We start from the raw sequence: 23,389 nt of genomic DNA, 5'->3' as shown, positions 1-23,389 counted from the left end.
TCTCGGGGGGATGCCATGAGCGGCGACTATAGTCGGAACAGCTTCGACGCACGGCGGCATTTCAGCCTCGTGCGCCTCCAGCAGGGACGTGTCGGGCTCGATTCGGACTGGAACGAACAGGCGGAGATCATCGAGCGGCGCGCGCGCGCCCATGCCGTGGATGCGCTCGGGCGCCACGGGGTTCCGCGCGAGACCGTCGACGGCTTCCGCATCACCCTCGGCCCCGCCGGCGGCCCGCCGACGCTCGCCATCGGGCGCGGCCGCATCTATGTCGACGGGCTGCTGGCCGAGAACCATGGCGGGCCGCCGCTGTCCTTCGACCTTTCCGAGCTGAGGGCGGACGGGCGCAGCCCGGCGGGCGTGCTGGGCGAGGCCCTCGGCGCGGCGACGCTGGATTATGCCGCGCAGCCCTATTGGCCGACCCCCGATCCGCTGCCTGCCGGCGCCGGACCGCATCTCGTCTATCTCGACGTCTGGCAGCGCGAGGTGACGGCGATCGAGGACGCCACGCTGCTGGAGAAGGCGCTGGGCGGCGTCGACACCACGACGCGGCTGCAGACGGTGTGGCAGGTACGGGTGTTGCCGAATGTCGGCACCGGCGTCGTCCAGGCCGCGGCGGCGCTGTGGCAGCGGGTGCAGCGGCCGCGCGCGCCGTCCGGCCGGCTGACCACGCAGCTCGATCCCGCCGTCCAGCCGTCCAATCCCTGCCTCATCGCCACCTCCGGCGGCTATGGCGGGCTGGAGAACCAGCTCTACCGCGTCGAGGTACACGAAGGCGGGCCACCGGGCACGGCGACGTTCAAATGGTCGCGCGACAACGCCACCGTGACCACCACCGTCGACGAGGTGATCTCCAACACCCTCCTGCATGTGGCCTCCACCGGACGGGATGCGCTGCTGGGCTTCGACGCCGGCCAATGGGTGGAGGTGACCGACGACCACAGGGAATTCGCGGCCCGGCCGGGCGCGCTCATGAAGATCGCCGATGTCGACCATGAGAGCCGGCGCATCAGCTTCGCCACGCCGGTGCCGGCGGATCTGCTGCCGAGCGGTGTCGGCGGCGATACGCCGGGGCGCCGCCACACCCGGCTGCGCCGCTGGGACCAGGCCGGCATCGTGCGCGACGGCGCCGGCGGCGTGGTGGCCGATCTCGATGCCGCCGGCGCCGTCGGTGCCATCCCGATACCCGCCGCGGCCGGCACCGCCGTGGCGCTGGAGAGCGGCATCCGCGTGGCCTTCGACCTTGCCGAGGCCGATGGCGGGTTCCGCCCCGGCGACAGCTGGACCTTCGCCGCGCGCAGCATCGATGCCTCGGTGGAAAAGCTCGACCGGGCGCCGCCGCAGGGCGTGCACCGGCATTGCGTGCCGCTGGCGCTGCTCGGCACCGCCGAGGTGATCGACCTGCGGCCGCTGTTCAACCCGGCCGCCGGCCGGATCCGGGTCGCCTCGGCGCTGCATGTGGACGCCGATGGCCGCACCCGGCCGATACGGGCCGGACAGGAGATCCCGGTCAATCTGCTCGCCGATGGGCTGAACGTGCTGCTGCATGACAGCATCGACGCCGACAGCGTCAATGACGGCTCGTTCTACGTCACCACCGAGATTCCCTACCGGCTGCCGGCGCCCTATGCCGGTGCCGGCGGGGGCGTGGTTGCCTACCAGCCGGTGACGCTGCCGGCGGATGTCGTGCTGGCGGGCGACGGGATCCTCGGCTGGCGGCCCTATGCGCAGACGCTGTCGTTTCTCGGCGACCTCGTGCAGAAGGACGTGCCGCGCCTCGGCAATGTCAGCTTCGAGCGCGAGTTCGAGGTGTTCGACAATGGCGGCCCGGCCTCGCGCTGGGCGGTGGGCGGCGGCAATGTGGTGGTGCAGACGCAGGCGCTGGCGGGGACCTCGACCACCCCCCAGGCGGTGACGCTGCCGACCATGGCGGTGCATCGTCACCGGATGAAGGAGGACGCCGCCTATGTCGGCCTTACCTGCGAGGAACCGCTGAGCGGCAGCATCGGCCTCGTCTACAACTGGCTTTCCCCGGCCGATTTCTCGCTGTTCGTCGCCCGCGAGGTCTGGGTGCCGATCGGCTTCAGCGGCGCCATGGCGAACCTCGTCGTGTCGCACAGCCAGATCAAGGGCGGCCAGATCGTCCCCGGCAGCCAGCATGAGAAGACGGTGTTCGGCGCCAGCGACCCGCGGCGCATCACCCTCGACATCAAGCAGACCGGGCGGCGGCTGCAATTCGGCTGCAGCGCGCAGTTTTCCGGACAGCCGGTCACCTTCCCCGACCTCGAATTTCCCATCACCACCCGGCTGCTTCCCGACAGCCGGCTCGGCCTGCTGACCGCCGGCACCGGCACGACGCGCTTCACCCGGTTGCAGGTCATCTATGGCAACGACCTGCCCACGACGCTGGTGCCGGCCGGGCTGAATTCCCGCCTGCTCTCGCGGCTGGTGGTCAAGCGCTCGCTGCTGGAGCTGACCTCGGAGCGCAGCACCCTCTCCACCACGCCGGCGCCGGAGCCCGATTTCGAGACCTGGTTCTGGCTGACGCCGCCGACCTCGGCCTATTACGGCTACCGCTATGGCGGCTATGGCGGCTTCCTCGGCATCGGCTTCGGGCGGCTGGTGGCCGGCGCCGGCATGATGGAACGGCGGAGGGAGCCATGAGGGCGGTATGGTCGCTGTGGACCAAGCCGCTCAAGGCCAAGCGGCGCATGAGCTGGCTCACTCCGCGGCATCATCTGCTGGCCTGGGTGCTCTCCGTTGAGCTCGCCAGCCGGCACTATGCCGACACCTGCCTCGTCGCCGACGACGAGGCCGCCGCGGTGCTGGTCGACGCGCTGGGGCTGCGGTTCGGCACCGTCAGCCTCGGCCTGAACGCGCTCGACGCGCACGATCCCGACTGGTGGGCGATCGGCAAGCTCTACGCCCAGGCCGAGCAGGACCGGCCCTATGTCCATATCGACAGCGACGTGTTCCTGTGGGAGCCGCTGCCCGAGCCGCTGGTGCACACCGCCGTATTCGCCCAGAATCCGGAGATCTCGCTCTATGGCGCGTCCTACTACCGGCCGGAGAGCATCGAGCACGACATCCGGCGCCATGGCGGCTGGATGCCGGAGGAATTCGAGCACTACATGCCGTTCGGCGGCGAGCTGCGGGCGGAGAATTGCGGCATCGTCGGCGGCACCCGCGTGGACTTCATGCGCTATTACGCGCAGCGGGCGATCGACTTCATCGAGCACCCGGCGAACCAGAGCGTCTGGGCGCAGCGGCCGCGGCGCGACCAGGACTTCGTCACCTTCGAGCAGCTGATGCTGTCGGCATGCCTGGCCTATCATCAGGCCCAGGCCGGCTCGCCCTTTGCCGGCGTCACCATGGCGCATCTGTTCGACAGCCATGACGACGCCCTGGCCCGCGCCAATGCGCGCGGCTACACCCACCTCGCCGCCGATTCCAAGCGCGACCCGGACATGTCGCGCCATCTCGAGGACGCGGTCGCGCGCCACTTCCCCGAACGATATCGGCGCGTGGTCGATTTTCTGGCGAGCCCGGAGCGCAACGGTCCGTCATCGGCATGGCTGGGCTAGGTAGGTATCGCGCCCGGCGCGCGTATCGGCGCTGCGATCAGGGGCGGCCAAACGATCCGACCGCCGCCGGGGTGCGGCGGCGGTCGGGAGAGAAAAGCGGTGGCCTGGCCGGAAGCCGGCCAGGGTCGCGCCAATTTCACGCGAGGTCGAAGCGGTCGAGGTTCGTCACCTTGGTCCAGGCCGCCACGAAGTCGTTGACGAACTTCGCCTGCGCATCCGCGCTGGCATAGACCTCGGCCAGGGCGCGCAGCACCGAGTTCGAGCCGAACACCAGATCGACGCGGGTGCCGGTCCACTTCACCTCGCCGCTCTTGCGATCGTACCCCTCATAGACGTCCTTGGCCTCGGAGGCGGCCTTCCACTGCGTCCCCATGTCCAGCAGGTTGACGAAGAAGTCGTTGCTGAGCACGCCCGGCCGCTCGGTCAATACGCCGTGCGCGGACCCGTCGACATTGATGGCGATCGCGCGCAGGCCGCCGACCAGCACGGTCAGCTCCGGCGCGGTCAGGGTCAGCAGCTGCGCCTTGTCGATCAGCGCCACCTCGGCGGGCGTCGCGGCGCCGGCCTTCTGGTAGTTGCGGAAGCCATCGGCGGCGGGCTCCATGACCTCGAAGGCATGGATGTCGGTCTCGTCCTGCGTGGCGTCGGTGCGGCCGGGCGCGAACGGCACGGTCACGTCGTGGCCGCCGGCCTTCGCCGCCTGCTCGACGCCGGCGTTGCCGGCCAGCACGATCAGGTCGGCGAGAGAGACCCGCTTGTCGCCGTCGGCGCTCTTGTTGAACTGCGAGCGGACGCCGTCGAGCACCTGCAGCACCTTGGCGAGCTGCAGCGGCTGGTTGACCTCCCAATCCTTCTGCGGCGCGAGCCGGAGGCGCGCACCGTTGGCGCCGCCGCGCTTGTCGCCGCCACGGAAGGTGGAGGCCGACGCCCAGGCGGTGCCGACCAGCTCGGCCACCGTCAGGCCGGTGGCCAGAATCGTGGCCTTGAGGGCCGCGGCGTCGGCGTCGTCGATCAGCGGATGGCTGGCGACCGGCACCGGATCCTGCCAGATCAGCACTTCCTTCGGCACTTCCGGGCCCAGATAGCGCGAGCGCGGGCCGAGATCGCGATGGGTCAGCTTGAACCAGGCGCGAGCGAAGGCTTCGGCGAAGGCCTGCGGGTTCTCCAGGAAGCGGCGCGAGATCTTCTCGTAGACCGGGTCGAAGCGCAGCGACAGGTCGGTGGTCAGCATGGTCGGCTTGCGCTTCTTCGACGGATCATGCGCGTCGGGGATGACCGCCTCGGAATCCTTGGCCTCCCACTGGATGGCGCCGGCCGGGCTGCGGGTCTGCACCCACTCGAACCTGAACAGGTTCTCGAAGAAGAAGTTGCTCCACTGCGCCGGCGTCTGCGTCCAGGTGACTTCCAGGCCGCTGCCGATGGCATCCGCGCCGAAGCCGGAGCCGAAATTGCTGGCCCAGCCCAGGCCCTGTGCCTCCAGGCCGGCGGCTTCCGGGTCCGGTCCCTTATGCGACTCGGCCGAGGCGCCATGGGTCTTGCCGAAGGTGTGGCCGCCGCCGATCAGCGCAACGGTTTCCTCGTCGTTCATCGCCATGCGGGCGAAGGTTTCGCGGATGAACGCGGCGGCGGAAAGCGGATCGCCATTGGCGCCCGGACCTTCCGGGTTGACGTAGATCAGGCCCATCTCGGTGGCGCTGAGCGGCGCGGCGAACTTGTCGAGCGGCCGGTGGGTCAGCCAGGCGGTCTCGGAACCCCAGTTCACGTCCAGATCCGGCTCCCAGGTATCCGCGCGGCCGCCGGCAAAGCCGAAGGTGCGGAAGCCCATGGTCTCCAGCGCCACATTGCCGGTGAGGATCATCAGATCGGCCCAGGAGATCTGCTGGCCGTATTTCTGCTTGATCGGCCACAGCAGGCGGCGCGACTTGTCGATGTTCACATTGTCCGGCCAGCTGTTGAGCGGCGCGAAGCGCTGCTGTCCGCGACCGCCGCCGCCACGGCCGTCGGCCAGGCGGTAGGTGCCGGCGCTGTGCCAGGCCATGCGGATGAACTGCGGGCCGTAATGGCCGAAATCGGCCGGCCACCAATCCTGCGAATCGGTCATCAGCTTGCGCAGGTCGTTCTTCAGCGCCTCGTAGTCGAGCTTCTTGAACGCTTCACGGTAATCGAAGGCGGGGTCCAGCGGATCGGACTTGGACGAGTGCTGGTTGAGCAGGTCGACCCGCAGCTGGCTGGGCCACCAGTCGCGATTCTGGGTGCCGCCGGTGCCGTGAGCGACCGGGCATTTACCCGTGCTGCCGTCAGTGGTCGCGTTCATGCTTTTCTCCGATCGAGGCTGTGTTTCACCCAGGCTCTTAGCAAACTTCCTTCATTAGATTAATTCCGATTTGCTGATTGTGCTGATAAGTTCTGGTTATGAAAAACCTGACATTCAAGCAGCTCCGCTATTTCGAGGCGCTGGCGCGGCATGGCCACTTCCGGCGCGCGGCGGAAGCCTGCGGCATTTCGCAGCCGGCCTTGTCGATGCAGATCAAGGAATTGGAGGAGGAGGTCGGCATCGAGCTGTTCGAACGCGGCGCGCGCCAGATCCGCCTGACCGGCTTCGGCGAAGAATTCGCCCCGCGCATCCGCAGCATCCTGCGGTCAATCGACGAACTGGGGGATCTGGCGCGCGCCTCCCAGGGTACGCTGGTGGGGCGGCTGCGCATCGGCGTGATCCCGACGGTCGCGCCGTACCTGCTGCCGACCCTGCTCGGCAATCTGAGCCGCCTGCACAAGGGCATCGACATTCATGTGCGCGAGACGCAGACGCCGCGGCTCATCCGGGAGCTGGAGGAGGGGCGGCTCGACACCGCCATCGTCGCCCTGCCGGTGTCCGAACCTGCCTTGACCGAAATCGCCCTGTTCACCGAGAACTTCGTGCTGGTGCGCGCGGGCGAGGACGAGGGGAAGCCGGTGCCCGATCCCGAGGCGCTGCGCGAAATGCGGCTGCTGCTGCTGGAGGAGGGGCACTGTTTTCGCGATCAGGCGCTGTCCTTCTGCAATGTGGACGTGCGCGCCACCCCGTCGCGCGATTTTCTCGACGCAAGTTCGCTGTCCACCCTGGTGCAGATGGTCGATGCCGGCATCGGCATCACGCTGATACCGGAAATGGCGGTGCCGGTGGAGACCCGCTCGGCCTCGGTCTCGGTGGTGCGCTTCCGGGATCCCCAGCCGTCACGGACCATCGGCATGGTCTGGCGCAAGACCAGCCCGCTAGCCAAACAGCTCGTGCAGATATCCGAGGCGGTGCGCCGCTCGACCGATACGTTGCGCCGGCAGCACAACGCCCTCGCCCTGACGGAAACACCTCCGGCCTGACGGGAAGGAGAGGCGGCAACGGCTGCGCGGGCGCGACCGTGGCGGATGAGGATTGGGGACGGGCGATCCCGCGAGCCGCCGCATCACCTTTTAAGGCGGTGCGGCGATCCAGTCCCCGTTTGGGACGCCGCGCAGGCTCGCGGGCGGCAAGCGATACCCCGAGGTTCACGCTCCCGAGCTTCACGCTCTCGAGGTTCATGCCCCCGAGGGCCACGTCCTCCGTGTTTCAGGCGACATCCGGCAGCCGGTCGAGATATTTGTCGAGCGTGATTGGATAATCCCGAACGCGGACGCCGGTGGCGTTGTAGACCGCATTGGCGACGGCGGCGGCGACGCCGCAAATGCCGAGTTCGCCCACGCCCTTCGCCTTCATCGGCGAGGACATCGGATCGGTCTCGTCGACGAAGATCACGTCCTGATGCGGAATATCGGCATGCACCGGCACCTCGTAGCCGGCGAGGTCGTGGTTGACGAAGAAGCCGCGCCGGGTGTCGACCGCCAGCTCCTCCATCAGCGCGGCGCCGGCACCCATTGTCATGGCGCCGATCACCTGGCTGCGGGCCGATTTGGGGTTCAGGATGCGGCCCGCGGCGCACACCGCCAGCATGCGGCGGATCCGGGCCTCGCCGGTTGCGATGTCGACGCCGACTTCGACGAAATGGCCGCCGAAGGTCGACTGCTGATAGCGCTCGCTGAGATCGCCATATTCGATCTTGTCCTCGGCGACGATGTCGCCCTCGGCGGCGGCGGCGGCGATCGGCATCGCCCGATTGCCGGAACGCACCTCGCCATTCTCGAATTCGGCCGCCTCGGAATTGAAGCCGAGCCGGCGCGCGATTTCCTCGCGCAGCTTCACGCAGGCGGCATAGACGCCGGCAGTGGAATTGTTGGCGCCGAACTGGCCGCCCGAGCCCGCCGAGACCGGGAAGTCGGAATCACCGAGACGGACGGTTACCCGCTCGACCGGCACGCCCATCATCTCGGCGGCAGTCTGGGCGATGATGGTGTAGCTGCCGGTACCGATATCGGTCATGTCGGTCTCGACCGTCACCTGTCCGGTGCCGTCGAGCCGCACCCGCGCGCCGGAGGTGATCAACAGGTTGTTGCGGAACGCGGCCGCCACCCCCATGCCGATGAGCCACCGGCCGTCGCGGGTGCGGCCGGGGCGTGGATCGCGCCGGTTCCAGCCGAAGCGCTCGGCCCCCTGGCGCAGGCACTCGGCGAGCGCGCGCGCCGAGAACGGCCGTTCGGGGTTCTCGGGATCGACCGAGGTATCGTTGATGATGCGGAACTCCACCGGATCGATTTCCAGCTTTTCCGCCACCTCGTCCATGGCGATCTCCAGCGCCATCATGCCCGGCGCCTCGCCCGGCGCGCGCATGGCGTTGCCCTCCGGCAGATGCAGCTCCGCCAGCCGCATGGCGGTCATCCGGTTGGCGCCGGCATAGAGCAGGCGGGTCTGGCTGACTGCCGTCTCCAGGCCGCCGCCCGGCTGATCGCCCGACCAGCTCTCATGGCCGATCGCGGTGATGGTGCCGTCGCGCCGGGCGCCGATGCGGATGCGCTGGATGGTGGCGGGACGATGGGTGGTGTTGTTGGCGATCAGCGGGCGCTGTAGCGCCACCTTGACCGGCCGCCGCGCCGCGCGGGCGCCGAGCGCCGCCAGCAGGACATCGGCGCGCAGGAACAGCTTGCCGCCGAAGCCGCCGCCAATGAAGGGCGAGACCACCCGCACATTTTCCGGCGCGATGCCAAGCGTCTTGGCGAGATCGGCCGTCGCCCAGGCGATCATCTGGTTCGAGGTCCACACGGTGAGCCTGTCGCCCTCCCAGGCGGCGAGGGTGGCGTGAGGCTCCATCATCGCATGCGAATGATCGGGCGTGGTGTAGGTGGCATCCAGCGTCACCGGCGCTTCGGCGAAGGCGGCGGCGAAATCGCCGATCCGGGTATCGACCGGCCCGGTGAGTTCGTTGGGTTCGGGAGCGATGGCCGAGCCCTTGGCGGCCGTCAGGTCGAAGACGCCCGGCTCGGCGGCATAGTCGATCTTCACCAGCCCGGCGGCGGCGCGGGCCTGCTCGAAGCTTTCCGCGATCACCAGCGCCACCGCCTGGTGATAGTGCTGGACGTCGGGCCCGCCGAGCAGCCGGACGGTGTTGTGATCGCCCTTGCCGAGCAAGCCGGCATTGTCGGCGGTGACGATGGCGATGACGCCGGGCGCGCGCTCGGCCTCGGCGAGGTCCATCCGGGTGATGCGCCCGATAGCGATGCCGGCGCCGATGGTCCAGCCATAGGCGGCGTCGGCCACGACGTCGTGGTGCTCATAGGCATAGGGCGCGGTGCCGGTGGTCTTTAGCGGGCCGTCGATGCGGTCGAGCGGCTGCCCGACCACCTTGAGACGGTCGATCGGATTCTGGGTTGCGGGCCGGTCGAATTTCATGGCTCAGCCCCTCGCTTCGGCAAGGACCGCGGCGAGCGTGCGCTCGACCAGCGTGATCTTGAAGGCGTTGTCCCGGCTCGGCCGCGCGCCGGCCAGAATCTGTTCCGCCGCCGCCTTGGCGCCGCGCGGCAACTCGGCCTCCGCCGCCTCGACCCGCCAGGGCTTGTGCGCGACGCCGCCCAGCGCCACCTGCCCGCTGCCATCCTCGTGAAGGATGGCGCCGATCGACACCAGCGCGAAGGCATAGGAGGCGCGATCGCGCACCTTGCGGTAGATGTGCCGGCCGCCGACGGGCTTGGGCAGCCGCACCGCCGTGATCAGCTCGCCCGGCTCCAGCACGGTTTCGATGTGCGGCGTGTCGCCCGGCAGCCGGTGGAACTCGGCCAGCGGGATGCGGCGCGGCGCGCCATCGGCCTGCACCGTCTCCACCGAGGCATCCAGTGCGCGCAGGGCGACCGCCATGTCGCTGGGATGGGTGGCGATGCAGGCCTCGCTGGTGCCGATGATCGCCAGCTGCCGCGAAACCCCGCCAATGGCGGCACAGCCGCTGCCGGGCCTGCGCTTGTTGCAGGGCTGAACGGTGTCGTAGAAATACGGGCAGCGCGTGCGCTGCAGGAGATTGCCGGCGGTGGTCGCCTTGTTGCGAAGCTGGCCGGAGGCGCCGGCGAGCAGGGCGCGCGACAGCAGGGCGTAGTCGCGCCGCACGCGCCGGTCCGCCGCGAGAGCGGTGTTGCGGACGAGGGCGCCGATGCGCAGCCCGCCGTCCTTCGTCGCCTCTATGGTGTCGAGCGCGAGGCCATTGACGTCGATCAGATGCGCCGGCGTCTCGATCTGCAGCTTCATCAGGTCGAGCAGATTGGTGCCGCCGGCGATGAACCGGGCGCCGGGCGTGCGCGCCGCCGCCGCGGCGGCTTCCGCCGGCGAGCCGGCGCGTTCATAGGTGAAGGGTGTCATGCGCGGCTCCCGGCGACCTCGGTGATGGCATCGACGATGTTCGAATAGGCGCCGCAGCGGCAGATATTGCCGCTCATGCGCTCGCGAATCTCTTCGGCGACAAGTTCCGGCGTGCCGGTTAGGTCGGGCGTGACGTGGCTGGGAATGCCGGCCTCGATCTCCCCGATCACCGCCACCGCCGAGCAGATCTGGCCCGGCGTGCAATAGCCGCACTGATAGCCATCGTGCTTCACGAAGGCTGTCTGCATCCGGTGCATGTTCTCCGGCGTGCCGAGGCCCTCGATGGTGATGATGGCATCGCCCTGGTGCATTACCGCGAGGGTGAGGCAGGAATTGATGCGCACGCCGCCCACCAGCACCGTGCAGGCGCCGCATTGGCCGTGATCGCAGCCCTTCTTGGTGCCTGTCAGATGCAGATGCTCGCGCAAGGCATCGAGGAGAGTGGTGCGGGTGTCGAGATCGAGTTCGCGCGGCCGGTCATTGACGGTGAAGCTCACCTGCGCCCGGATCGGCGGCCGCATGGCGGTGCCGGCATCGGCGTGTGCCGTTTCCTCGGGTGAAGCATCCTCGGCCTGGGCGAGAACGGCTCCTGTGAGCGAGGCGGTGCTTGCGGCCAGCAAATCGCGTCGCGAAAGGCTTGAAGGGACGAGCTTTTGCATATCGGCATCCCGATGGATCAAAGAAATGCGGCGCCGGGAACGGACGGAGGCCTTCTGCGCGGCCTGGTGTCGGAAGGGCCCTGATCCCGGCTCAGGGCGCAATGTCTGAGGAGATGAATGCGGGCCCGGTGCGAAGGGTTCCCTCGTCAGGGGCAACCTTGCCGGAACGGGCACTGTGCGGGCGGGGCGCATCGTGGTCAATGACCGGGACGGCGGCCGTTCGTGCGGAGGGGCCACCCGGGGCGTGGGCTCAATTCCGCCGGCAGGGCCTCACAATACCGGCCCGAGCATGGCGATGGTGTTGTTCCACAACTGCCGCCACCGGCTGTAGGCCTGCACATGGGCCGTCGTCACCGGCGTCGCGGCGTCGAGGAACACCTGCTGGCGCGCCCGTACCGCGCGGGTAAAAGCCTGATCGTGCAGCAGGATGTTGTTCTCGGCATTCAGTTCGAAGCTGCGGCGATCGATGTTGGCGGAGCCGATCAGCGCCATTTCGTCGTCGAGGGTGAGGGTCTTGGCGTGCAGGAGGCCGCCGACATATTCGCGGATCTCGACGCCGGCCTCCAGCAGTTCGCTGTAATAGCTGCGGCTTGCCGCCGCCACGATCCAGGAATCGTTGCGCCGGGGGAATACGATGGTGGTCGCCACCCCGCGCCGGGCGCTGGCGCACAGCGCGGCCTGGATCGGCTCGTCCGGGACGTAATAGGGCGTGGTGATCACCAATTCGCGCCGTGCCGCGTTCATCAGCGCGACGAAGGTCTCCGGCATTGCCGAATAGCGCACGCCGGCGCCGGAGCCGATTACCTGCGCGATGAACCCCGGCCCGGACGGCGGCAGCGCTTCCGCGAACAGCGGGCTGAGATCCTCGTCGGTCTGGGCCATCCAATTGCTGGCGAAAAGATGCTGGTTCTGCCGCACCACCGGCCCTTCGAAGCGCGCCATCACATCCACCCAGGGGGCGAATTCCGCCTTCACCGCGAAGGCGGCATCGGCGCAGTTCTGGCTGCCGCAATAGGTGATGGCATTGTCGATCACCACGATCTTGCGGTGGTTGCGCATGTCGATCCGGCCCTTGAACGGGCGCAGCAGCGGGTTGCCGACCGGCAGCGCCACCGCAACCTTCACCCCGCTCGACGCCATGTCGCGCCAGTGCGCGGAGCGGATCAGCGCCCGCGAGCCGAGATCGTCCACCATCGCCCGGCAGGTGACGCCGCGCGCCGCCGCGCGCTTCAGCGCCGCGACGACCTTCAGCCCGCTCTCATCGGCGAGCCAGATGTAGAACAGCACGTGCACGCTCTGCCGCGCGGCATCGATATCCGCGACCATCGCCGCGATGGCGGCGGCGGAATCCGGCAGCAGCGTCGCCCGGTTGCCGGCGACCGGCAGATAATGGCTCACCGAATAGCCGACCCGGAACAGCGGCCCGAAGCGCTCGGGTATCGTCGCTTCCGCCGAGGCGCCGGCTACTTCGCGGGCCTCCGGCAGGGCGGCGAACGCCGCCCGCAGCCGCCCGATGCGCGTGCGGCCGAGATTGACCTCGCCGAACAATATATAGGCCAGCACGCCGAGCACCGGCGCCAGCGCGATCACCAGCACCCAGGCGAAGCGCGACGACGGCTCGCGGTGCGGGCGCAGCAAGGCGCGTGCGATGAAGATGAGCTGGACGCAGGCCTGGGCGACAAACAGCAGCCAGGCGAGAACGGCGGAATCATGCATGAGGGCGGCACAATCGGTGAACGATATGTGCCGCATTAAACCATGTTCGCCGCCGGCGCGAAGCGGGCCTGACGCGATTCGAGCATGGGCTTACAGCCGAGCTGCAGCAGCGTGCGCCATTCGATCATGCGGTACCGAGCCGCCGGCTATTTCTTCGGTCCGTCGGCATCGCTGACATAGGACAGCGCAAGCGTTGCGGCGCGCTCGACATGCGCCCGCGAGGCCGAATAGGCGGCCTCGCCGTCACGGGCACGTATCGCATCGACGATGCGGCGCATTTCCTGCGGCCCGTCCACCGAGCGCCCCTTGCTGCTCACCGTGATCGCCCGCAAGTGGTTTATGCGGGCCGTCAACGCCCGGAGCATGTCCCAGGCGATGCTTTTGCCGGCGGCAAGAAACAGCACCTCGTAGAAGCGCGTGGTCGCTTCGAGCACCTTGTTGATGTTGGCTTCGTCATAGCCGGCATGGATCGCCTCCAGGCAACCGTCGAGCTGGGCGATGTCGGCATCCGTCGCCCGCAGTGCCGCATCGCGCGCCGCCATGGCTTCCAGCATGGCGCGTAGCTCGTAGATCTGCGCCACCTTTTCCGGCTCGGCACGGGCGACGATCGGGCCGTGATGGGGGACGATCTCGACCAGCCCCTCCGACTCCAGGTGGCGGATGACCTCCCGCACCACGGTGCGGCTCACGCCGAGGATCTCGACGAGATTGCGCTCGACCAGCCGTTCGCCCGGCTTGAAATGAAAGCTGAGAATGCCGTCGCGCATCTTCTCCAGCGAGAGCTGGCGCAGCGTCTTGGTCGTGCGATCGACCCTCAGATTCAGCGTGTCGGCCATGTTTCCCCCTGCCTCTTTCATTTCCGCGCTTCGTTACCGGGAGTCAACGTTGACATCCAATATTATGGTATACCATGATATCATCCTATCAACGTCGAGAGGAAGATGATGGTGGCCGCGCTGCGAAAGCTCGTGACGTATGTCGAGGACACGCGGATCGAGGGAGGCAAGGCCGTCGGCGCGCCGTTCAAGCTGATCGGCGTCGCGGCGGTGCTGAAGAACCCATGGGCCGGACGGGGATTCGTCGAGGATCTGCGCCCGGAAATCCACGCCGTGGCGGGGGATCTCGGCGCGCTGCTGACGGCGGCCGTCTGCGACATGGCGGGGGGCGGGCAGGCCATCGAGGGCTATGGCAAGGCCGCCGTCGTCGGCCTCGACGGCGAGGTCGAGCACGCCTCCGCGCTCATCCACACGCTGCGTTTCGGCAACCATTACCGGAAAGCCGTCGGCGCCAAGTCCTATCTCAGCTTCACCAACATCCGGGCCGGCGCCGGCACCGCGATCATGATCCCGCTCATGCACAAGCTGGATGAGGGGATGCGCTCCCACTACCTCACCGTGAACTTCTCGATCCCCGATGCGCCGGCGGCCGACGAGATCGTCGTCGCCCTCGGTGCCTCGATCGGCGGTCGCCCGCACCACCGCATCGGCGACCGCTATCAGGATCTGAAAGAACTCGGACCGCTGGAACTCTGACATGGGCACGCCGTCGCTTCACCGCCGCCACACGCCCGATGGCACCGCGTATCTGCGCCAGGGACAGGGCGAGCCGATCGTCTTCGTCCATGGCGTGGGGCTCAATGCCGAGATCTGGGCGCCGCAATTCGCCGATCTGGCCGTCGATCACGATGTCGTCGCCTTCGACATGCTCAATCATGGCGGCTCGGCCCGCACCTCCGGGCCGGCGGATACGCTCGCTCTCCATATTCGCCAGTTCGACGCCCTGCTCGACCATCTGGGCCTTGAAAGCGCGCATGTCGTGGGCCATTCGATGGGCGCGCTGGTCTCGATGTCCTTCGCGGCGGCGCACCCGATGCGGGTGCGTAGCCTGGTGGCGCTCAACGCGGTCTGGTGCCGGACGCCCGAGCAATCCGAGGCGGTCATCCGCCGGGCCGACGAAATCGCGGCGGTCGGGCTCGCGGACAGTTTCGACATCGCGATCGGACGCTGGTTCGGTTCGCCCGTCCCCGAAGAACTGGCGGAGGCGGAACGGACCGTAAGGCGCCACCTCTCCACCGTCGATGCGGCCGGATATGGCCGGAGCTATGCGCTGTTTGCCCGCTCCGATCGTGCGCTTGTCGAGACAATGCCGCGACTGGCGCCGCCCGCCCTGTTCATGACCGGCGAGCTGGACCCCAATTCGACGCCGGCGATGTCGGAGGCCATGGCGCGCGAGGCGCCCCACGGCGAGGCGCAGATTCTGCCGGGGGAGCGGCACATGATGGCGTTCGTCTCGCCGCAGCGGATCAATGAAAGGCTGCGGGACTTCTGGGTGCGCACGCGCGACGCGCATCGTCGACAGGCCCTGGCCTCCGGGGAATCCTGCTGATGGCGGGCACCCAACTCGCGGCACGGATTTCCGCCGCCGGCGCGGGACACACGGTCGTGCTCATCCATGGCGTGGGTCTCTCCCGCTGGGTCTGGCGGCAACAGGTTGCGGCGCTGGCCCCGCATCTCCGTGTCGTCAGCTACGATCTGCCCGGCCATGGCAGCGACGAACGCGGCTTTGAATCGGATTCGCTCGATGCCTATGTCGAGGACCTCGCCTCCGTGCTGGACGCGGCCGGCGTCGACAAGGCGGTGCTGGTCGGCGCCGCCTTCGGCAGCTTCATCGCGCGGCGGTTCGCCCGTCTCCACCCGGAACGGGTGGCGGGGCTGGTGCTGGTTTCGCCGCTGGGGCGCCGGACACCGGAACAGTCGCGAGCCGTAGCCGCGCGATTCCGCGAGACCGCCGCCGACGGCGTCGCCGGCACGCTGGATGCCTCGGTCGAGCGCTGGCTGTCTCCGCCGTTTCGCGCCGCGCATCCCGATATCGAGGCGCGACTGCGCGCGGTGCTGCTTGCCACGCCCTTTGCCAGCTTTCTGTCCGCCTACCGGGTCTTCGCCACCGTCGACGGCGCGATCGCCGACGAGGCGGCGCAGATCGCCGCTCCCGTTCTCGTGCTTACCGGCGAGGACGATGCCAATGCGACGCCGCAAATGGCGCGTCAGGTCAGCGAGGCGCTGAACGATGCCACGCTGACGATACTGCCGGGCGTACGCCACCTCGTCTCGCTCGAAGCCGGCGCCGCCCTCGGCGAGGCCGTGCTTGGCTTCGTCAACGAAAGGACAGCTTACGCCTATCGATAGCCTGGGTCATGCAAGTTCAAAAAAAGGGGAACGTGTCATGCATGAACGATCGCAGCGCATCTGGAGCCGAATGAAATACGCCGTCCTGGCTCTTGGCATCGCCGCCGGCCTCGTCGGCCCGGCCGACCGCGCCTCGGCGCAGGCCAGCACATGGGACAAGATCCAGTCCGACAAGGTGATCAAGGTCGGCGTCGCCCAGGCGGAGCCGTGGTTCTTCAAGGACCCCGCCACCGGACAATGGACCGGCATCGGCCCGTCCTATGCGGCGGCGCTCGCCGAGGCGATGGGGGTGAAGCTCGAACTCGTCGAGGTGACCTGGGGAACCGCCATCGCGGCGCTCCAGTCGAGCAAGATCGACCTGATGCCGCTGCTGAACATCACGCCCAAGCGCGCGCTCACCGTCGACTACGGCAATGCGCCGCTCGCCTATTCCGGTCTCGCGCTGCTGCAACGCGACGGGCTGGAGATCAAGACCTGGGACCAGGCCAACGATCCCAACCTCACCATCGCCGTGCCGCATGGCGCCTCGGAGGATCAGTTCGTCACCACCTATCTGTCGAAGGCGAAGGTGCTGCGCTTCCCTTCCTATGCCGAGCAACTCACCGCTTTCCAGAACGGCAATGCGGACGCCGTGCTGCTGTATCACCCGACACTGGCGGTGATGCATAGCCGCGTCGGCAAGGGCACGATCACCATCCCAACGCCCTATCACATCGACTCGTCCGACGTCGCGGTGCGGCGCGAGCCGGACAAGACCTTCCGCGACTTCCTCTCGGTGGCGGACGGCTATTTCTACAACACCGGCAAGACCCAGGAATGGTACGAGGCGTTCCTGAAGAGCCGTGGCATGGATCCGAGCGGCGTGCCCGGCATCCAGCGCGAAGCCTGGACGAGCGCGAAATAACGCCTGCGAACAAGGCGGGGCGGCCGGGACGTGCCGGCCCGCCTCCTGTCCGCCGAGCCCTCTACCGGCTCATCGGCCGCGACCATCAAGGAAGCGCTCCCAAGGATCGGCAATGCACTATCAGTGGGACTTCTCCGTCATCAGCGACAATGCCGGGCTGCTGTTCTGGGGCCTCGGCAATACGCTGCTGCTGACGCTGATCGCCATCCTCATCGGCACGCCGCTCGGCCTGGCGGTGGCGCTGCTGCGCCTCTCGTCGCATCGCTGGCTGTCCTGGCCGGCGACGGTCTATGTGGAAGTGTTCCGCGCCACGCCGGCGCTGGTGCAGCTCTACTGGCTCTATTTCGCCCTGCCGCGGCTGACCGGCCTCCGGCTCGGCGGATTCGAGGCGGCGGCCATCGCGCTGTCGATCCTGTCGAGCGCCTTCCTGTCGGAAGTGTTCCGCGGCGGCATCGCCGCCATCGGCAAGGGGCAGTGGGATGCCGCGCGCGGCATCGGCCTCAGCTACCCGCGCATGCTGCGCACCATCATCCTGCCGCAGGCGGTGCGGCGCATGCTGCCGGTGTTCCTGGAGCGCTATATCGAACTGCTGAAGACCTCGACCATTGCCGCCACGGTTTCCTTCGGCGACCTTTTGTTCGTCGCGCAGGATATCTCCTACCGCACCTACCGGACGCTGGAGATCTTTTCGGCGATCGCGGTGATGTTCTTCCTCGTCATCCTGCTGTGCAGCCAGCTTACGCGGCTCATCGAGCACCGCCTTGCCCGCAGCGGCGAATTTACCGCGCGCTGAGGGAGCATGTGATGGATTTCCTTCTCTCGCCCAGTCTCATGCTCTCGCCTAGTCTCATGATCAGCCTGCCGGCGCTGGGACGCGGACTCGTCTACACGCTGGAACTCGCGGCGGTCTGCCTGGTGGCGAGCCTGCTGCTCGGGCTGGTCTTCGGCGTGATGCGCTATGCCGGCGGGCGCATGCTGCACGCCCTTGCGATCGCCTATGTCGAGGTGTTCCGCAACACGCCGGTGCTGGTGCAGATCCTCTGGTTCTTCTTCGCGCTGCCGATCCTCGTCAATTTCGAGATCAGTGCCTTTATCGCCGCCGCACTCGGCCTGTCGCTGAATTCCGGCGCCTTCTCGGCGGAGATTTTCCGGGCCGGCATGCAGGCGGTGCCGAAGGGACAGTGGGAGGCCGCGAACGCGCTGGGCATGAGCCGGGCCCGCGTCATGTTCCGCATCGTGCTGCCCCAGGCGGTGCGGAACATGATCCCGGCCTTTACCAATCGCTGGATCGAGCTGTTCAAGCTCACCTCGCTCGCCTCGGTCATCGCCTATCCCGAACTGGTCTATTCGGCGCAGCAGATCTCCAACAGCTACTTCAATCCGGTCGAGGTGTTCACCCTCGTGGCGGCGATCTTCATCGCCATCGTGATTCCGGCTTCCTATCTCCTCCGCCGCCTCGAAGCCCGTCTACGCAGGAGCGCCCCGTGACCACCGACAACGTCATCGAAATCTCGGGCTTGCGGAAAAGCTTCGGCGCGCATGAGGTGCTCAAGGGCATCGATCTCGTGGTGCCGAAGGGAAAGACGGTGGTGTTGCTCGGCGCCAGCGGCTCGGGCAAGAGCACGCTGCTGCGCTGCGTGAATTTCCTGGAGACACCCACCGCCGGCACCGTCGCCTTCAATGGCCGGCCGGTCGGCACGCCGAAGGGCGCCGCGGGCGAGCGCAGCTATTCCGACCGCGAGCTCCGGGTGCTGCGCGCCCGTATCGGTATCGTCTTCCAGCAGTTCAACCTGTTCCCGCACATGACGGCGCTGGAGAACATCATGGAAGGCCAGCGCGCCGTGCTGGGACGCAGCCGCGAGGAGGCGGCGGCGCGGGCGGAGGATCTGCTCGCCCGCGTGGGCCTCGCCGGACGCGGCGGCGCCTATCCCTCGCATCTCTCGGGCGGCCAGCAGCAGCGCGTCGCCATCTGCCGTGCGCTGGCGATGGACCCGGACGTGATGCTGTTCGACGAGGCGACCTCGGCGCTCGATCCGGAACTGGTGGGCGAGGTGCTGCGCACGATGCGCTCGCTGCGCGAGGACGGCATGACCATGCTCATCGTCACCCACGAGCTCGGCTTCGCCTACCATATTGCCGACGAAGTGGTGTTCCTCAGCGAGGGACGCATCTACGAGCAGGGGCCGCCCGAGCAGGTGATGCTGCACCCCAAGGGCGAGCGCACCCGCCAGTTCATGCTCGGCCACAGCGAATTCCGCCTCCCGCATCTCGACTGAAGCGGCGGCCCATTCATCAATAGTGGAAGACCAAAGCCCATGAAGATCACCTGGTTCGGACATTCCGCCTTTCGTGTCGAGCTTCCCGGAGCGGTGCTGCTGATCGACCCGTTTCTCAAGTACCAGCCGGCCTATGCCGGCAATTTCGAGGAGATGATTGCCGGCTGCACGCATGTGCTGCTCACCCACGGCCACGAGGACCATGTCGGCGATACGGTCGAGATCTGCGGCGCGACCGGTGCCGAGCTGGTCAGTTCGCCGGAAGTGTGCGGCTGGCTGGCGCTTCAGGGGGTGGCGAAGGTCAATCCCGGCAATATTGGCGGCACCATCGATTGCGGGGCGTTCAAGGTGTCGTTCACCGAGGCGACGCATTCCTCCTCGATGATCGTCGACGGCAAAATGGTCTATCTCGGGCCCGCCATGGGCCTCGTCATCCGTGCCGAGAGCCAGCCCACGCTCTACCACATGGGCGATACCGGCCTGTTCGGCGACATGGCGTTGATCGACGAATTGTACCGCCCGCAGATCGGCATCGTCCCGATCGGCGACCGCTTCACCATGGACGCGAGGCAGGCCGCTATCGCCTGCAAGCGCTTCTTTCACTTCGAGACGGTCATCCCGGCGCATTACGCCACCTTCCCGCTGCTCGCCGCCTCCGCCGACGAACTGGTACGGGAACTCGCCGGGGCGCCGGTCAAGGTCGAGGTGCTGGCCTATGGTGCGAGCGCCGAATTTTCAGGGGTGCGGTGATGGGCGAGCGCACGGCGGAGATTGCCGGCGGAGGCATTGCCGGCCTCGCCTGCGGATGGGCGCTGGCCTTGCGCGGCTGGAAGGTGCGGGTGCATGAGCGCAGCCCGGAGATTCGCGAAGTCGGTGCCGGCATCTATCTGATGCGCAACACCGTCTCGATCTTCGAGTATCACGGCATTGCCGGCACCATCCTGCGCAACAGCGTCACCCTTACCGGCACCGAGCGGCGGGACGCGGAGGGCCGGCTGATCCAGCATCGGAGCTTCGATCCGGCCGAACCCTGGTATGTGCTGCCCCGCGCCGATCTGGTGCTGGGCCTCGCCGAGGCCGCGCGGCGGGCCGGCGTCGAGATCGTCACCGATTCGATGATCACCGGGATGCATGCCGACGGCACGGTGGTCACCGCCGCCGGCGAGCGCCGCCGCGTCGACCTCGCCGTGGCGGCCAACGGTTTCCGCTCGCGCCTGCGCGACGCGCTCGGCCTCACCGGCCTTGTCGAGGAGCGATCCGCCGGCGCCACGCGGCTGCTCATCCCGCGCGGCGCGGCGGAGGCCGATCTGGTGATGCGCGAATACTGGTCGGGCAAGCGACGGATCGGCATCACCCCTTCGTCGCCGGGCCTGACCTACGCCTATCTCAGCTGCCCGAACGACGACGCGCGCGGGACGGCGCTGCCGCTCGACACGGCGTCGTGGAAGGCGGCGTTCCCGGCCCTGGCCGGCTTCTTCGACCGCATACCGGAGGACACGGCGCTGGTCCGCCATGCCTACCCGCTGGCGAAGGCCAAGGCTTGGTCGAACGGACGCGCGGCGATTGTCGGCGATGCCGCGACCGCGTTGCCGCCGACGCTGGCGCAAGGCGCGGGTCTCGCCATTACCAACGGCTATTCGCTGGCGAAGACGCTCGAAGGGCACCGCGACGTGACGGCCGGGCTGAAAGCCTGGGAGGCGGAATATCGCTGGATATCCGACCAGACGCAGAATTGGTCGGCACGGCTCGACAGCCTGACCACGCATTGGCCTCCGGCGCTGGCGCCCTTGCGGCGCGGGGTGATCTGGGCGATCGGCGCGGTGCTGAACGATCGGGTGCGTGTTGCCGACCGGGTGCGGCTGGCACCGTGATGAGGCGTCTCCCTATGTGAGGCCGGCCGCTTCCTCGCCGGCCTGAAAGCGGGGTCAGGTGACGCGCGGTCGGCCTTCGGAAGCGCGTCTGCTGCCTTCCCTTCCAATCTCTGGCGCGTGAGCGAGGCGGCGACGGGCTGGTTCGTGCTCCGGAATGCCGTCCGATTGCGGGGCTTCTGCGGCGTAAGGCGGGGTCCGAGCAGCCGGATCGGAATGAATTCCAGGCATCCAAATGAATTCCAGGCCGCCAGCCGATGCGCAGAATTCTGACGGTTCAGAACAGCAAGGCGCGGGTCCTCGGTCTCGTCATCTCGATGACGCCGGCCTCAGCTTGCTCGTTCGACGAGCTCGCGTTCGGCGCGCAGGATGTATTCCATGCCCTGGCCGATATCCGAGCGGATGGCGGCGACGAAACCCTCGCCGTCGCGCGCCGCCAGCGCATCGGTGGCGGCGCGGTGATAATCGATGGCGAAGGCCGCCGAACCGTACTGGCTCGATATGTAGCGCATGGACGGGCCGGATTGCAGCCACAGCATCTCGATGATCCGCATCAGGGTCGGGGCGTTGGCGCGCCGGTAGATCAGGAAGTGGAAATCGAAATTGCTCTTCATGTAGAGCCGCCGGTCGTCGGTCTCGATGGCGGTGTTGACCCGCATGTCGTGACGGACGAGTTCGTTCAGATCGGCCTGCGTCAGGTGCTCGAAGGCCCGGCGTGCCGCTTCCGGCTCGATCTGCATGCGGGCGAACACCACGTCGCGGTGATTGGTGAGGCTGAGCCGCGGCACCTCGATGGTGCGGCTGTCGGCAAAACGCAACGCGCCTTCCGCCACCAGCCGGCGCACCGCATCCCGCACCGGGATGACGCTCAAGCCATGCTCCTGCGCCACCGCGCGGATCGACACCCGGTCGCCGGGCATGAACTCGCCCTCCCAGATGCGGCTCCGCAGGTCACGGTGTAGCGCGTCGGCAACAGTGTCCGGCTGATACTCGCCGCTGACATCATTCATGAGCCATCTCATCCCTTCGGATCGTTGTTATATGACCTAGGCATGTATTATAACACGTAACGACACGCCACCGGACCGGAGTACAAAATGCCGCGAGGCGCCGTGAACCGCAGTTTGCCGGAGCCGCCGAGCTTTTTGCTCGCCGCGCATTGCGACCTCAACGGGATTTTTCGTGGCAAGCGGGTGCGCGCGGCGGGCGCCGAGAAGGTGCTGAAGGCCGGCATCCGCATGCCGATGTCCTCGATCGGCGTCGATATCTGGGGCACCGACGTGCTCGGCAACGCGCTGTTCGACCGCGGCGATCTTGACGGCATCGTCGAGCCGACCGGCCGCGGGCCGATCCCGCTCAGCTGGACAGAGACGCCGGCCCTGCTGCTGCCGATGTGGATGCGGCTGGAGAGCGGCGCGCCGTTCTTCGGCGATCCGCGCCGGGTGCTGGCCGATGTCGCGTCGCGCTTTGCCGCGCGTGGCCTGACCCCGGTGGTGGCGACCGAGCTGGAATTCTACCTCGTCGACCCCAATGAGGCGCGCGCCCGCCCGCTGACGCCGCTGCCGGAGGCGCATGAGGGCGCCGGCGACACTATTTATTGTCTGCAGGAACTGGCGAATGTCGGTCCCTTTCTCGACGACGTCTATGCGATGGCGGAGGCCTGCGGCGTCGCGGTGGATGCGGCGATCTCCGAAAGCGGTCCCGGCCAGTACGAGTTCAACCTCGTCCACGGCCCCGACCTGCTGCGCGTCGCCGACGATACGGTGTTCTTCAAGCAGATTGTCAAGAATGTCGCCCGCCGGCACGGTCTGGCGGCGAGCTTCATGGCCAAGCCCTATGCGAACCATTCCGGCAGCGGGCTGCATGTGCATTTCAGCCTGCTCGACGGCGAGGGGCGCAATGTCTTCGACGACGGCACCCCGGCCGGCACCGACCTGATGCGCCATGCGGTGGCCGGGCTGCTGGAGGCGATGCACGACTCTACGCTGATCTTCGCGCCGCACCGCAACTCGTCGCGCCGGCTGCGGCCGGGCACGCTCGCGCCCACCACGGCGGCATGGGGCTATGAGAACCGCACCGCGGCGGTGCGCATTCCCGGCGGGCCGAACCCGGCGCGGCGCATCGAGCACCGGGTCTCCGGCGCCGACGCCAATCCCTATCTGGTGCTGGCTGCCATCCTCGCCGCCGCGCTGGACGGCATCGAGGCCGGCATCGCCCCGCCGGCGCCGACGCAGGGCAATGTCTACAAGGCGGCCGGACGCGCCATTCCGCCGGACTGGCGGCAGGCGATCGAGACCTTCGAGACGAGCGAATTGATGGCCCGGCTGTTCCCGGCCGACTTCATCACCATGTTCGCCACCTGCAAGCGGCAGGAGCTGGCGGTGTTCGAGGCGGAGATTTCCGAGCTCGAATATCGCAGCTACCTGCACAGCGTGTGAGGCGGGCGGGA

Annotated in this window: 20 protein-coding genes; 13 read left to right on the top strand and 7 right to left on the bottom strand. The window is 67.9% G+C overall.

Features of this window, described 5'->3' with window-relative positions; translation table 11 throughout:
* The first annotated feature begins 15 nt into the window (after positions 1–15).
* Together KHC24_RS14520 and KHC24_RS14515 are read left to right on the top strand one after the other, a co-directional pair.
* Complete coding sequence (locus tag KHC24_RS14520; RefSeq protein WP_213364026.1) at positions 16–2,664, top strand: DUF6519 domain-containing protein; 2,649 nt, start codon at positions 16–18, stop codon at positions 2,662–2,664.
* Positions 2,661–3,584: a DUF6734 family protein gene (locus tag KHC24_RS14515; protein ID WP_213364025.1), complete on the top strand. Its 924-nt coding sequence runs from the start codon at positions 2,661–2,663 to the stop codon at positions 3,582–3,584. Before KHC24_RS14520 ends, KHC24_RS14515 begins: the two co-directional genes overlap by 4 nt.
* A gap of 136 nt (positions 3,585–3,720) precedes the next feature.
* On the opposite strand, the gene katG is transcribed toward KHC24_RS14515, so the two are convergent.
* Positions 3,721–5,898: a catalase/peroxidase HPI gene (gene katG / locus KHC24_RS14510; RefSeq protein ID WP_213364024.1), complete on the bottom strand. Its 2,178-nt coding sequence runs from the start codon at positions 5,896–5,898 to the stop codon at positions 3,721–3,723.
* Positions 5,899–5,996: 98 nt separating this feature from the next.
* Between katG and KHC24_RS14505 the strand changes: the two genes are divergently transcribed.
* The gene (locus KHC24_RS14505; protein WP_213364023.1) at positions 5,997–6,941 is read left to right on the top strand and encodes a hydrogen peroxide-inducible genes activator; all 945 of its coding nucleotides are present in this window, start codon (positions 5,997–5,999) and stop codon (positions 6,939–6,941) included.
* Positions 6,942–7,167: 226 nt separating this feature from the next.
* On the opposite strand, the gene paoC is transcribed toward KHC24_RS14505, so the two are convergent.
* From paoC to KHC24_RS14480, 5 genes are all read right to left on the bottom strand, one after another.
* Positions 7,168–9,378, bottom strand: coding sequence for an aldehyde oxidoreductase molybdenum-binding subunit PaoC (gene paoC, locus KHC24_RS14500; RefSeq protein WP_213364022.1), 2,211 nt, complete (start codon positions 9,376–9,378; stop codon positions 7,168–7,170).
* A 3-nt stretch (positions 9,379–9,381) separates the two neighbouring features.
* The gene (locus tag KHC24_RS14495) at positions 9,382–10,332 is read right to left on the bottom strand and encodes an FAD binding domain-containing protein (protein WP_213364021.1); all 951 of its coding nucleotides are present in this window, start codon (positions 10,330–10,332) and stop codon (positions 9,382–9,384) included.
* A complete protein-coding gene (gene paoA, locus KHC24_RS14490; RefSeq protein ID WP_213364020.1) occupies positions 10,329–10,991 on the bottom strand; it encodes an aldehyde dehydrogenase iron-sulfur subunit PaoA in 663 nt (220 codons plus the stop codon). Before paoA ends, KHC24_RS14495 begins: the two co-directional genes overlap by 4 nt.
* 270 nt (positions 10,992–11,261) lie before the next feature.
* The gene (gene cls, locus KHC24_RS14485; RefSeq protein WP_213364019.1) at positions 11,262–12,707 is read right to left on the bottom strand and encodes a cardiolipin synthase; all 1,446 of its coding nucleotides are present in this window, start codon (positions 12,705–12,707) and stop codon (positions 11,262–11,264) included.
* A gap of 146 nt (positions 12,708–12,853) precedes the next feature.
* Positions 12,854–13,543 (bottom strand): GntR family transcriptional regulator, encoded by a 690-nt coding sequence (locus KHC24_RS14480; RefSeq protein ID WP_213364018.1) that lies wholly within the window; start codon positions 13,541–13,543, stop codon positions 12,854–12,856.
* Between the two features lie 108 nt (positions 13,544–13,651).
* Here KHC24_RS14480 and KHC24_RS14475 point away from each other — a divergent pair, with 108 nt between their 5' ends.
* The 9 genes from KHC24_RS14475 (at position 13,652) to KHC24_RS14435 (ending at position 20,943) form a co-directional block, all read left to right on the top strand.
* Positions 13,652–14,239 carry an amino acid synthesis family protein gene (locus KHC24_RS14475; protein WP_213364282.1) on the top strand — a complete coding sequence of 196 codons (588 nt, stop codon included), beginning with the start codon at positions 13,652–13,654 and terminating at the stop codon, positions 14,237–14,239.
* Position 14,240: 1 nt separating this feature from the next.
* Positions 14,241–15,092 carry an alpha/beta fold hydrolase gene (locus KHC24_RS14470; RefSeq protein WP_213364017.1) on the top strand — a complete coding sequence of 284 codons (852 nt, stop codon included), beginning with the start codon at positions 14,241–14,243 and terminating at the stop codon, positions 15,090–15,092.
* Positions 15,092–15,892, top strand: coding sequence for an alpha/beta fold hydrolase (locus KHC24_RS14465; protein WP_213364016.1), 801 nt, complete (start codon positions 15,092–15,094; stop codon positions 15,890–15,892). Before KHC24_RS14470 ends, KHC24_RS14465 begins: the two co-directional genes overlap by 1 nt.
* A gap of 70 nt (positions 15,893–15,962) precedes the next feature.
* Positions 15,963–16,796, top strand: a complete 834-nt coding sequence (locus tag KHC24_RS14460) for a transporter substrate-binding domain-containing protein (RefSeq protein ID WP_213364015.1) — start codon at positions 15,963–15,965, stop codon at positions 16,794–16,796.
* A 112-nt stretch (positions 16,797–16,908) separates the two neighbouring features.
* Positions 16,909–17,589 carry an amino acid ABC transporter permease gene (locus tag KHC24_RS14455; RefSeq protein ID WP_213364014.1) on the top strand — a complete coding sequence of 227 codons (681 nt, stop codon included), beginning with the start codon at positions 16,909–16,911 and terminating at the stop codon, positions 17,587–17,589.
* A gap of 11 nt (positions 17,590–17,600) precedes the next feature.
* Positions 17,601–18,284, top strand: coding sequence for an amino acid ABC transporter permease (locus KHC24_RS14450; protein ID WP_246546963.1), 684 nt, complete (start codon positions 17,601–17,603; stop codon positions 18,282–18,284).
* Complete coding sequence (locus KHC24_RS14445) at positions 18,281–19,072, top strand: amino acid ABC transporter ATP-binding protein (RefSeq protein WP_213364013.1); 792 nt, start codon at positions 18,281–18,283, stop codon at positions 19,070–19,072. The genes KHC24_RS14450 and KHC24_RS14445 overlap by 4 nt, the downstream gene beginning before the upstream one ends.
* Before the next feature lie 39 nt (positions 19,073–19,111).
* Positions 19,112–19,822: a metal-dependent hydrolase gene (locus tag KHC24_RS14440; RefSeq protein ID WP_213364012.1), complete on the top strand. Its 711-nt coding sequence runs from the start codon at positions 19,112–19,114 to the stop codon at positions 19,820–19,822.
* Complete coding sequence (locus KHC24_RS14435) at positions 19,822–20,943, top strand: FAD-dependent oxidoreductase (RefSeq protein WP_213364011.1); 1,122 nt, start codon at positions 19,822–19,824, stop codon at positions 20,941–20,943. Before KHC24_RS14440 ends, KHC24_RS14435 begins: the two co-directional genes overlap by 1 nt.
* Before the next feature lie 326 nt (positions 20,944–21,269).
* Here KHC24_RS14435 and KHC24_RS14430 read toward each other — a convergent pair whose 3' ends face one another.
* Positions 21,270–21,950 (bottom strand): GntR family transcriptional regulator, encoded by a 681-nt coding sequence (locus KHC24_RS14430; RefSeq protein WP_213364010.1) that lies wholly within the window; start codon positions 21,948–21,950, stop codon positions 21,270–21,272.
* A gap of 102 nt (positions 21,951–22,052) precedes the next feature.
* Here KHC24_RS14430 and KHC24_RS14425 point away from each other — a divergent pair, with 102 nt between their 5' ends.
* Positions 22,053–23,378, top strand: coding sequence for a glutamine synthetase family protein (locus KHC24_RS14425; protein ID WP_271180561.1), 1,326 nt, complete (start codon positions 22,053–22,055; stop codon positions 23,376–23,378).
* The last annotated feature ends 11 nt before the right edge of the window (positions 23,379–23,389 follow it).

The organism is Ancylobacter defluvii, from assembly GCF_018390605.1.
Taxonomy (GTDB): Bacteria; Pseudomonadota; Alphaproteobacteria; order Rhizobiales; family Xanthobacteraceae; genus Ancylobacter; species Ancylobacter defluvii.
This window is presented reverse-complemented; position numbering and strand designations above follow the sequence as displayed.